This window comes from Vibrio sp. 10N.286.46.A8, assembly GCF_041470165.1.
Taxonomy (GTDB): domain Bacteria; phylum Pseudomonadota; class Gammaproteobacteria; order Enterobacterales; family Vibrionaceae; genus Vibrio; species Vibrio tasmaniensis_A.
The window spans coordinates 1-11,527 of sequence record NZ_JBFRLX010000059.1 but is presented as its reverse complement, the minus strand read 5'-3'; the positions used below and the strand labels follow the sequence as shown (position 1 = coordinate 11,527).

Annotated in this window: 8 protein-coding genes and 1 pseudogene; 1 reads left to right on the top strand and 8 read right to left on the bottom strand. The window is 46.6% G+C overall.

The window, feature by feature from the left end:
* Positions 1–128 (top strand): annotated as a pseudogene (locus AB4232_RS07180) (aldose 1-epimerase); the annotation flags it as partial.
* 129 nt (positions 129–257) lie between these two features.
* Here AB4232_RS07180 and AB4232_RS07175 read toward each other — a convergent pair.
* The 8 genes from AB4232_RS07175 to AB4232_RS07140 form a co-directional block, all read right to left on the bottom strand.
* On the bottom strand, positions 258–2,672 hold the full coding sequence (locus AB4232_RS07175) for a GH36-type glycosyl hydrolase domain-containing protein (RefSeq protein ID WP_372086748.1): 2,415 nt from the start codon (positions 2,670–2,672) through the stop codon (positions 258–260).
* 92 nt (positions 2,673–2,764) lie between these two features.
* Complete coding sequence (locus AB4232_RS07170) at positions 2,765–3,856, bottom strand: ABC transporter ATP-binding protein (RefSeq protein ID WP_372086746.1); 1,092 nt, start codon at positions 3,854–3,856, stop codon at positions 2,765–2,767.
* On the bottom strand, positions 3,856–5,205 hold the full coding sequence (locus AB4232_RS07165) for a GH1 family beta-glucosidase (RefSeq protein ID WP_065681028.1): 1,350 nt from the start codon (positions 5,203–5,205) through the stop codon (positions 3,856–3,858). The genes AB4232_RS07170 and AB4232_RS07165 overlap by 1 nt, the downstream gene beginning before the upstream one ends.
* Before the next feature lie 17 nt (positions 5,206–5,222).
* Positions 5,223–6,071 (bottom strand): carbohydrate ABC transporter permease, encoded by an 849-nt coding sequence (locus AB4232_RS07160; RefSeq protein ID WP_017097772.1) that lies wholly within the window; start codon positions 6,069–6,071, stop codon positions 5,223–5,225.
* Between the two features lie 46 nt (positions 6,072–6,117).
* Positions 6,118–7,104: a carbohydrate ABC transporter permease gene (locus AB4232_RS07155; RefSeq protein WP_009846152.1), complete on the bottom strand. Its 987-nt coding sequence runs from the start codon at positions 7,102–7,104 to the stop codon at positions 6,118–6,120.
* A gap of 66 nt (positions 7,105–7,170) precedes the next feature.
* Positions 7,171–8,418 (bottom strand): ABC transporter substrate-binding protein, encoded by a 1,248-nt coding sequence (locus AB4232_RS07150; protein ID WP_108223583.1) that lies wholly within the window; start codon positions 8,416–8,418, stop codon positions 7,171–7,173.
* Positions 8,419–8,436: 18 nt separating this feature from the next.
* On the bottom strand, positions 8,437–9,444 hold the full coding sequence (locus tag AB4232_RS07145; protein WP_009846150.1) for a LacI family DNA-binding transcriptional regulator: 1,008 nt from the start codon (positions 9,442–9,444) through the stop codon (positions 8,437–8,439).
* A 443-nt stretch (positions 9,445–9,887) separates the two neighbouring features.
* Positions 9,888–11,527 (bottom strand): methyl-accepting chemotaxis protein (locus tag AB4232_RS07140; RefSeq protein WP_372086743.1); only part of this gene is annotated, 1,640 nt, incomplete at its 5' end.

Sequence of the window (11,527 nt, the reverse complement as noted above, 5' to 3'; positions counted from 1 at the left end):
GTATTGCAATAGAACCCATGACTTGCCCAGCTGATGCATTCAATAACCAGATCGGCTTATTGACACTTAGCCCGAACCAATCTCAAACCTTTACTTGGCAATGCCAAGCCAACTATCAACCCAACTAAGGCAAGCAAAGTAAGACAGCCGCTGAATGCGAAATCAGCCCCCAGAGAACGCATTGCTAACGAAACAACTGCAACGAAAGAACCAAACTAAAGAAGCAATAAAGGGCGCATAAAGCGCCCTTCTCTTTGTTAACCTAAAATTACCTCGATGGTGTGCTCACCAGAGGTAAACACTGGCGCTTTATTACCTGAAATCAGGTCACCATTTACCTTCATCTCTACCACACCTTTGCAGACGTTATTCGGGTTAGTGACATGAATATGGTATGTCGCACCACGGAACTGACGGCGGACTTTGAATTCAGGCCATTCTGCCGGAATACATGGGTCCACCAGCAAGCCATCCACTTCTGGGCGAACACCCAGAATCCATTGCGTACCCGCAACGTATGTCCAAGATGAAGTACCTGAAAGCCATGCATTTCGGCCTAAACCAAATTGCTTATGTTCATCACCCAAAATGTTTTGTGGGTAGCAGTAAGGCTCAGATTCGAAGGTATCGATGTCATCGTTCTTAGAAGCTGGGTTGATTTGACGGTAGTACTCATAAGCACGCTCACCGTTGCCCATTTTCGCTTCTGCGATCATCACCCAAGGGTTAGAGTGCAGGAAGATACCGCCATTCTCTTTTGCACCTGGTGGGTAAGTTGAAACACCACCTAGCTGCGGATCAAAGCCGTTGTAACCAGGAGTTGAAAGCTTAATGCCATTCGCGGTATTCAGCTTGTTGTAAACCGAATCTAGAGCTTGAGTTGCACGTTCTTGAGTCGCGAAACCAGAGATAACAGGCCAGCTTTGACCGTTAGTGTAGATCTGCCCTTGCTCGTTTTTATGAGAACCGATTGGCAAACCTTGCTCATCAAAGTAACGAACAAACCACTCGCCATCCCAACCGCACTCATTCACCGTACTCTGCATCTGTTGGTACTGATCTTTAAACTTAGCCGTCAGTTGCGCTTCGCCACGCAGCTCACACAAGTCCAACATGTCGAGCAGTGCTTTACCGTACATGTTCGCCACCATCATCGACTCAGCACCGGTTGGCAGGTTCACCGTGTCATTCCAGTCAGCGAAACCTAACAGCGGTAGGCCGTGCTCACCAGTATTGGTGTAGGTAAATTTAATCGCGCGGCACAGGTGGTTCCAAACCGTTCCAGTTTCAACTGGGTTGCCCGCTTTGTCTTTTTGATAGAACGGGATCTCTTTATTCAAGAAGTCTGCATTGCCCGTTTCTTTCACATATTGAGTGACCGCGTAGATGATCCACAGGTGATCATCACCGTAGTAATCCGGGCGATCTTCCTCTTCACGAGAGTCACCCGCGTTCGCTTCCATCGTTGATGGGAAGAACTGGTGCATCGCAGAACCGTTGGTGTTCTGAACAGACAACAGACGCTCAATGAACTCACGCGCCTCTTCCGGCATGTGTGTAATTACGCCTAAAGTATCTTGCGAAGAATCACGGAAACCGATGCCACGAGCGCCATAGCCAAGCTGGTACAGAGACAAGTAACGAGACCAGTTTTTGGTTGTGTGACACTGACGTGGGTTATGTACGTTCAGCATCGAGTTCATTGCCGGATCTGGCGTTTCAACCTGAACCGCTTGTAGGTAACCATCCCAATGTTCAGCCAGTTCAGCGAACGCAGAATCGACCACTTGATGGTCACGATATTTAGACAATAGAGGCAATGCTGCTTCTAGGCTCTGTTCTTGCGCGATTTGTACAATCGTACGTTCTGTTTGCTCTGGAGATAACCAACCTAGACGCAGGTTCAGTGCGCCAATGTTGTCGCCACGCAAACACTCGGTGTTGCCTAATTCATCATTGTTTAGTGCTTCTGGCGCTGCCCATGTACCGTAGCCCAAATTACCTAGGAACGATTGGCGATCACCATCAAAAGACGTCGCAGGGCGATCCGCTGTCATCAGGTTCACCGCGTAGTCACGCTTCATGAAAGCGTACTGCTCAAGCAAGGTGTGACCCGACTCTTGCTGATGCGCTTTCAGCGTCATGGTTTGTGGAACCCAGTCCGCATTGAGTAGCTGTTTAAGCGCATCGAAGTGTGTGAATTCATACACAGGTACCACATCAACATGCAGTGCTTTGTCTGAAATGTTGGTGACTTTGATGTCTTGTAGCAGTACTTGGTCAGCTTTTGGTACAAAGAACGTCGCTTCACAACGCACACCAAAGGCTTCTGCAATGATGGTGGTGTATGACAAACCGGTGTGGTTTTCGAACTTATCTAACGGCTTCAAGGTTGGCGTGTAGAAAGGTGAGAACACCTCTACGTTTCCCGCTTCGTCACGTACCTTGAGGTACATGGTCGAACCTTTAAAATCTGAGTTTGGCAGTTGAGCAATGTACTTAGTGATACGGTTAAGTGCAGGATCGCCCTTACACAACAGGACGCCACCGTTGCTATCTACAATGCCACCGAAATCTAATGTGCCGACATAGTTACACCATTTGATCGGTGTGCACGGCGTGGTTGCTACGTATTCTTTGTTTTTATCGTCAAAATATCCGAATTTCATCATCACTATCCCTAGCCCCTCCCAAATCAGGAGGAGCCAAAACAATTTGTCGTAAGTTGGTTGGTGTCAGCTCATGGCTGATTTAAATTGACTGGCTAGCTCGCTAGCGAGTTCTCACTCAGAGCATCAAACAAGTGGAAAGCATCCAAATCCAAGTAAAGCGTCAGATCTTTTACATCCACTTCAGCCGCTTGGGTTTCAACCATCAGCGGTTGACCGCCAATTTCTGTTTTCAGAAGAATGCTCGCGCCCAGTAATTCCTTGTCTTTGATTTTCACAGGGAATGGCAGCACGCGATCGTGGTCAACTTGCTCGGCACGTAGGTGAATGTCTGTTGGACGAACACCAAAATGCAGCGCTAGGTTCTTAGACGCCAGAGACTTAAAACGCTCAGGCAGTGGGATATGAACATCACCGATTTCAACGAAGTACTCGCCTTCTTTTTCAATCAGTTTTGCTTCCAACATGTTCATTGACGGGTTACCAATGAATTGCGCGACAAACTTGTTTGCAGGACGCTGGAACACCTCGGTTGGTGTACCAACTTGAGCAACATAACCGTCTTTTAGGATCACGATGCGATCCGCCAGTGTCATCGCTTCGATCTGATCGTGGGTTACGTAGATCGTGGTGGTTTTAAGTTCACGGTGTAGGTGTTTGATCTCTTCACGCATCACGCCACGAAGTTTTGCATCTAGGTTAGATAACGGCTCATCAAACAAGAAAACCTTCGGAGTACGAACCATTGCGCGGCCCATTGCTACACGCTGACGTTGACCACCAGAAAGCTCTTTTGGCTTACGGTTCAGTAGCGGGTCAAGCTCTAGCATTTTCGCCGCTTTTAGCACTTCTACGTCGATTTCTACTTTTGGCATACCCTTCAGTTTTAGCGCAAAGGCGATGTTCTCGTAAACGGTCATGTGCGGATACAGAGCGTAGCTTTGGAATACCATCGCCAAGTCACGGTCTTTCGCGTCGACTTTATTCATCAATTTACCGCCAACCACGATGTCACCCGAGCTGATACTTTCAAGGCCAGCAAGCATGCGTAGCGTTGTCGATTTACCACAGCCAGATGGACCAAGGAAAACCACGAACTCACCGTCTTCAACCGTAAAATCAAACTCTTTGACGACTTCAACATCACCGAATGATTTTTTGATGTTCTTAAATTCTACTTTAGCCATTATCTGTTCTCCTCAGCGCGCTCTAGCAGCATATTTCGGTACGCAATTGCGCTCTGTTTCAATGTTCTTTCTTGGGTGGTGTAGTCAACATGGACAATGCCAAAACGCTGGCAGTAGCCGAATGCCCACTCAAAGTTATCCATCAAGCTCCAAGCGAAGTAACCGTCGACTTTCACACCCGCTTCAACCGCGTTGTGAACCGCTTCGATATGACCTTGGAAATAGCGAACACGTTGGTCATCCATCACTTGTCCGTTAACACGCTCGTCGTTGCCTGCAGCACCGTTCTCTGTAATGTAGATAGGTGGCATATTTTCGTAACGAGCATCCAGTCTTACCAATAAATCAGTTAAACCTTGTGGGTTAATTTCCCAGCCGATGTAAGTGTGTTCTGCGTCAGTCTGTTTTACTGATTCAATGTCGCCGTTCTCATTGAAGCGAGCGACATTGCGTGTGTAGTAGTTGATACCGATGTAATCGACTGGTGCGCTGATGATGTCTAAATCGCCTTCTAGAATCATCGGCATGTTCATCGCTTGGCGCTCAACCACTAACTGTGGGTATTCGCCTTTCAATACTGGGTCGATGAACCAGTGGTAGTTCTCGGCTTCGCAGTAATCGGCTGCCGCTTGGTCTTGTGGCGTCAGCGGGTAAGCTGGCGTCGCGTTGAATACCACACCATGCTTAGCATGAGGGGCATTTTTACGAAGGATCGGCATAGCCAAACCGTGTGCCAGCATTAGGTGGTGAGATGCTAGGTAGCCTTCTTTTTCACCTTTGATACCTGGTGCATGTTCGCCCCAACGGTAGCCTAGGAATGCAGACACAAACGGTTCATTGAGCGTGGTGTACACGTCAATGTTGTCACCAAAGTATTTGCTCACCACTTCTGCGTATTCTGCGAATTTGTAAGACGTTTCGCGGTTTAACCAGCCACCCTTATCTTCAAGATATTGCGGTAGATCCCAGTGGTACAAAGTCACATACACTTTCATGCCACGAGCATGACACTCATCGATGATCTGACCGTAAAACTCTAGGCCTTGCTGGTTCACGACACCGTCTTGTGGCAGGATGCGCGGCCATGCAATAGAGAGACGGTAAGCATCAACGCCTAAGCCTTGAATCATCTCGATATCTTGTTGCCATAAGTGGTAGTGGTCACACGCCACATCACCACTGTCGCCGTTATCGACCTTGCCCGGCGTCTTACAGAAAGTGTCCCAGATAGACGGTGTACGACCGCCCTCTTCAACGCCGCCTTCAATTTGGTATGAAGATGTCGCGACACCGAATACAAATTCCTTACTGCGTAACTTTGAATCACTTGGAAGTTGATATTTATTCATTGTTATAACCCTTAAACCTAACCTTTGACTGCGCCGGACGTTAAACCACTGATCATCTGTTTCGATGCGAACAAGTAAGTAATCACGAGCGGTAAAATAGAAATTGTGGTACCTAGCATTACCGCGCCCCATGGCGTATTCGGAATACCTTGAACACTTCGAAGTGCTTGCGTAATAACATAGTTATCTGGGTTGTTTAGCACCACGAGAGGCTGCATGAACATGTTCCAGAAGAAAACGAACTGAACGATAGCCAATGTTGCGAGTGCAGGCTTCATCAGTGGCAGTACCACACTCCAGTACGTTCTGAACTCGCCTGCACCATCCAATTTCGCTGCTTCAAGTAGCTCTTTTGGAATCGATGCAATCACGTGCTGACGCATCAAAAAGATACCAAATGGTGTGGTGGTGAACGGTAGCCATACCGCCATGTGGTTATCCAACAAGCCTAAGAATTTCACGATCATGAAGTAAGGGATCAAGCTAAGCACAGGCGGAATCGCCATTGAGCCAACCAGCATGCCGAACAACACGTTCTTACCGCGGAACTTAAACACAGCAAACGCGTAGCCACCCATGCTACAAAACAGCAGCGAGATGGTGGTGCCTAAGAAAGCCACGTAAATCGAGTTAAACATCGCTTTCCAAAACGGCATGATTTCAAGCAATTTGGCGTAGTTAATCGCCAGGCTATCGCCAATCGCAAAGCTAATGCCTGTGCCGAAAATTTCAGAACGGTCACGCGTTGATAGCAGTGCCGACCATACAAATGGAAAGACTGTAATTAGCGCTGAAACAACCAGTAAGATACCTAGCATGACCATCAAGATCTTAGTCAGAATGAACATGCTGCGTTCGCTTGGCATCAGTCCACTTAGTGGTGAGGTATTTGTCTTAATTGATGTCGACATCTTAATGTTCCCCTAAGCCTTTCTTACCGAAGAGTAAAAATTGAACCAATGTACAAGTCGCGATGAGTGCAAACAGTAACCACGAGATAGCAGATGCTGTGCCCATTTCTAGCCATTCCCAACCCACTTTGTAGAGGTACATCGAGATAGTTAAACCAGATTGGCCAGTACCACCTGTACCACGTGTTAGTACGAACGGTTCTTCAAACATTTGCAGGTTACCGATGATGGTCATCGTGATAGCAAAGAAGATGAATGGACGAATCATTGGTAGTGAAATGTTCCAGAAGCGGCGGAAGGCATTGGCACCATCCATACGTGCAGCTTCTAAGATGTCTTTAGGAATCGTCATTAAACCCGTGGTGTAAAGGACGATGTTAAAACCGGTGTATTTCCAGAAAACCATGATTGCGATAGACGGCTTCACCATAGTGGCATCGTCTAACCAACGGATTGGTTGAAAATCGTTAACCCAAGCAAATGCCCAACCAAACAGCGTGCTATCGGCCAGAGCCATCAGCGTTTGGTTAATAATTCCTGAGTTAGGAGAGTACATATTGAAGAAAATCAGTGACGCTGCGACCGTTGATGTAATGAACGGTAGAAAGTACGCCGATGTTAGCCAGTGACGCATACGGTCACCCATTGAAACCAACATGTAAGCGACTGGAATAGCGACTAAATGCTGAGCCACGCCTGAAGTGATTGCTAGCCAAAGCGTGTTCTTCAATGAACGCCATAGCCATGGGTCCGTTAAAGCAATGTGATAGTTCTCAAAACCAACGAACTCCATCGCATCCATGCCTCTTACCGGGTTCCACTCGTGGAACGACAGGTAAACAGAGAACAACAGCGGGAAGATCCCAAATACAGAAAAAATGATCAGAAACGGCAGAAGAAATCCATACGGTGTAAGCGCTTTCAAATTTAGACGAGAAAAAAGGCTTTTGTCCGCAGGTTCTATCGTTGTGCTCGCTGTATGATTCATAGTAACGACCTCTTAAAAAGGAAGCGCGTTATCCACGCTTCCTCACTTACTTAAAGTAAAAACAAATTAAAGATTACGCGTGCGACGCTTGATTAGACGCTCTGCCTCTTTAAGCGCAGTCTTGATGTCCTTACCTTCATCAAGTACTTCCATCAATGCGTTCTCTAAGATAATAGAACGTGCAACGTGGTCGCCTTGTGCTGGAGAGACCGGTTTGATGTTTTGCGCCACTTCAGCAAAAATAAGACGGGCTTTTTGTCCGCCTAGGAACTCCATCTCTTCTTGGAAAAGCTCATCGTCATACGTTGTGATGTTCGCAGGGAAAGCGGCAATCGTTTCGAAGTGCTTAAGCTGTACTTCACGGTCAGTCGTCATGTATTCAATAAGCGCCCAAGCTTCATCTGGGTTGTCTGATTGAGTTGGAATTGAAAGGAATGAACCACCCCAGCTGCCGTAGATACCATCAGGTAGGTTTTCTACTGCCCACTTGCCTTTAGTTTCAGGTGCAATCCAGTTGTTTAGGTGACCAAGAAGCCAAGCGCCAGAAAGTTGAGTTGCAAATGTGCCGTTGCGGAAGCCTTCGTACCATTCGTTAGACCAAGCCAGAATACGGCCGTCTAAGCCTTTGTCGCGAATCTCTTTTGCTACTTCAAAAGCGTGAACAAAACGCTCTGATGTCACGACAGGGTTGCCATCTTTATCAAAGTACAGACCTTCACCTTCAGGAACCGTCGTGAAGATAATCGCTTGTGCCACGTCGGCTGCCGAAGCGATAAGTTGTACGTTTTGCTCTTTCAGTTTTTCACCAGCAGCGATGTATGAGTCCCAATCTTTGATTGCGTCTTCTACATTAATGCCTGCTTTTTCGAACACGTCAGTGCGGTAGTACATAACGCCAGGACCAAGGTCGACAGGGATGCCGTACATATCGCCATCAGCGCCTTTGCCCTGTGCCCATGCGTAAGGTGCGAATCGTTCTTCGTACTTATCTGCACCGTAGTTTTCAGACAAGTTAACTAGGCCGCCAGAGCCAACAAATGGACCAATTTTCTCAACGTCGACAACAATCACATCACCGGCACCAGAACCCGTTGCAAGGTTCGTTGTGAGTTTCGTGTGGTGGTCACCGTGGTTGTTCATAAGGTAATCAACTTTGATACCCGTTTCCTTTTCGAAATCAGGCAGTAATACCTTTAGGCTGCTATCGAAATCAGGGAAACCGTCGAAACGAATTTCTTTGTCTGCTGCATTTGCAGCTGTTGTACCTAATCCTAAAGCAACCGCGCATGAAAGCGCTAAGGTCTTAAATTTCATGTTCTATCCTTAATATTTTTATAGGGTAACTGGTAAATCCGATACCGAGTTTCTAGTGACCAACGTCGGCAGCAATTTAAAGTTCACGTCATGTTTTATTTTCTTTAGCTTCTGTAGAGTGAGCTGTACTGCTTCAACGCTCATCTCTTCAATAGGGAAATTAATGGTGGTCAAACTAGGGGTCAGATAGCGCGCGAAGATGGTGTTATCGAAGCCCACCAGTGATACATCTTTAGGAACAGACAGCCCCTCTTGATGCAACACCTCGAAGGCGCCAAATGCCATGTGGTCATTCGAAGCAAATACTGCTGTGAAATGACACTTACGATTAATCAGCTTCTTCATAGCACTGATGCCCGTCTCTTCAGTAAAGCCCGCTTCCGAGACTAAGGCTTCATCGTATGGCACACCCGCTTCTTCCAAGGCCTTTCGATACCCCTGCAAACGCCCCCTAGCATCTGCTTTATCTAAAGGCCCGGTAATACACGCAATATCTGTATGTCCCTTTTGCAAAAGATATTGAGTAGCGAGTAGCCCCCCGACTTCGTTATCAATATCAATGCAACTCATCGCCATTTCTGGGATGAAGCGGTTAATTAAAACCACAGGGGTCCCCTGTTCTTCCAATTCAATTAAATAATCATCACTGAGCAATTGAGTATGAAGAATCAAAGCATCAACACGACGCCCCAACAGAAACTCCACAGACTCACGTTGCCCTTGCTCAGTATTCGAACCCGCTGTAACCACAGCGTGATAACCAAAGCGGCGTAGGTTTTCTTCTATGCAATGCAAGATGCCTGAATAGAAAGAACCACCAAGTTCTGGAACAACAACGCCCACACTACCAGTACGACTTGACGCCAAAGCTTGAGCGATAGAATTCGGGCGATAACCCAGCTCCTTGATCGCTTTTTCAACCTTTAATTTCTTGTCATGACTGACTCTGCTAGTGCCATTAATAACTCTAGACACTGTCGCCTGAGACACACCTGCGTGTTCTGATACGTGTTTAATTGTCGCCACTCGAACCTCGATACTTCATTAGCTTGTAACCGCTTACAAAACGATTATTAAAGAAAGGCATCTTGGTTGAAGTGAGTGTCATCACACTAAAGTTGGAGGTAAAAAGGCCAGTTGTGGAAATCATGAAAGCGCTTACAGATTCGCTTCACGCCATGAAACTATTTCATGAGATTATTGTTTATATTATCAAGATGGCGTTCGATTAATTACTCGTCAGACCAAACAAGTACGCTAAAATCCATTTTTTGAAAGCGTCATTTCATGATAAATCCGCAGCTGACGGCAATATACACGGGGAAAGTGACCTTGTTCTTTCAATGGCCTTTCGAAATTGTATGAGAACATTCCATCTCATGAACACTCACATTAGTGCTTCGTTAACCCGACACAAAAATGCCCAGCAAAAAGCCGGGCATGGAATCATTAAGAACTCAAATAGATATCTAATCCTTATTCTCAGATGGCTTCGGTAACTTAAACTCTTGAGTCAGTGAGAATTGCTGTTGCGACATGATTTCTAATTGCTGACCGTGGGAAAAGAGTACCTGTGAACGCTGCGAGTTTTCTTCTGCCAATTCATGTATCTGGCTGATGCTTTGCGTCACTTGAGACGCAACAACTTGATGCTCTGTGGTCGCCGTTGCGATCTGATGGCTTCTTTGTTCGACTTCATTGAGCAAGCCATACACGGTCGATATGGATTGATTCACTTCACCCGTTTGTTCAACACATTTCGCCATATCTGCAACGCACTGATTGATTTGTTCAACAGCCAATTTAGAACTGTTTTGAAGCCGTTCAATTTTATGGTGAATCTCTTGCGTTGATGCATTGGTTTTTGCGGCTAACACTCTCACTTCGTCGGCGACCACAGAGAACCCTCGACCTTGCTCGCCAGCACGAGCAGCTTCAATGGCTGCGTTCAATGCCAACAAGTTAGTTTGTTCTGAAATACCGGAGATCACATCAAGAATAGAACCAATGCTGGCACTCTCTTTCTCAAGTTTGTCGATTGTGCTTGTTGATTCTGCCAACTTACTTTCCAAAACGCCCATTAGGTCAACATTCTTGCCCATGGTTTGTTGCCCTGCGCTTGAACTGGTGACAGCCGATGTCACCAGTGTCAGTGTTTGGTTGGCCGCTTGAGTTATTTCAGTCACGGAACATTCGATCTGTTCCATCGCCGTTGCCACCATTACGGTTTGATTGGTTTGGTCCAACATCGCCTCACGCAATGAACCACTGGTACTTTGATTCTCTAGAGACGCTTCTTTTAAATGCAGCGATGATTGGCGCATGTTTTCAATCACGTGTGTTAAGTGGCTGATCACCAAATTGACCTTGTCACTCACTAAACCAAATTCATTATTGGCTTGATATTGAACCTGAGAACTCAGGTCTTTGTTGGCGACTTGGTCTAACGCACCTTGTACCAGCTTGCTTGGCTTACGGATTCCTTTTGCGATATTAACGCCGATCAAAAGCGCAATCAGAACTGATGCAGTCGAAATAATTACCTGCATCAAAAGGGCTTGATTGGATGATTCCATCGACTCTTGATACAGGTTTGTTGCGGTGTGTTCGGCGTACGTAGAAAGTTCGTCGAAGTACCCTAGCTGCACATCAATCGCCTGTTCAATTTCAGCTCTTTGTTCAGATATCGACTCATGCAACTTAACGGTTTCCATGTGCGTAGACACTGAGCCTTGCGCTGAAAAGGCATGGGAAGCGAGCAGTGACAAAGACTGCTTGCTCCGTCGCACTAAAGCCGGATCCTGCGCCTCCAAATTGGTAACAGCCTCTTTAAATCGCTCGTGACGACTTTGTAGGCGACGCTCTACTCCACGAACTTCCGATGATGTTTGCAGTGAAAACGCCTCATTGGCTTCTGCCGCAATCAAGCTCAATTGAACCAGTAATGCTTCTACTGCTTTTTGCGTTGCATCTGAGCTCGCGCTCGCCAGTTGATTCACCAAGGTATTGTTGAGTTGGCCCACTACCGATTGAAATTGCGCCTGCTCCATCGAACCGAGGTCTTTAGTATCCAAATAAGAAACGTATAAGTTTAAGGTCTGGTCTATCT

Bases quoted from the DNA above. Each gene is read 5' to 3' on its own strand.
- AB4232_RS07150 (WP_108223583.1), bottom strand. From the start codon at position 8,418: ATGAAATTTAAGACCTTAGCGCTTTCATGCGCGGTTGCTTTAGGATTA.
- AB4232_RS07165 (WP_065681028.1), bottom strand. From the start codon at position 5,205: ATGAATAAATATCAACTTCCAAGTGATTCAAAGTTACGCAGTAAGGAA.
- AB4232_RS07155 (WP_009846152.1), bottom strand. From the start codon at position 7,104: ATGAATCATACAGCGAGCACAACGATAGAACCTGCGGACAAAAGCCTT.
- AB4232_RS07160 (WP_017097772.1), bottom strand. From the start codon at position 6,071: ATGCCAAGCGAACGCAGCATGTTCATTCTGACTAAGATCTTGATGGTC.
- AB4232_RS07170 (WP_372086746.1), bottom strand. From the start codon at position 3,856: ATGGCTAAAGTAGAATTTAAGAACATCAAAAAATCATTCGGTGATGTT.
- AB4232_RS07175 (WP_372086748.1), bottom strand. From the start codon at position 2,672: ATGATGAAATTCGGATATTTTGACGATAAAAACAAAGAATACGTAGCA.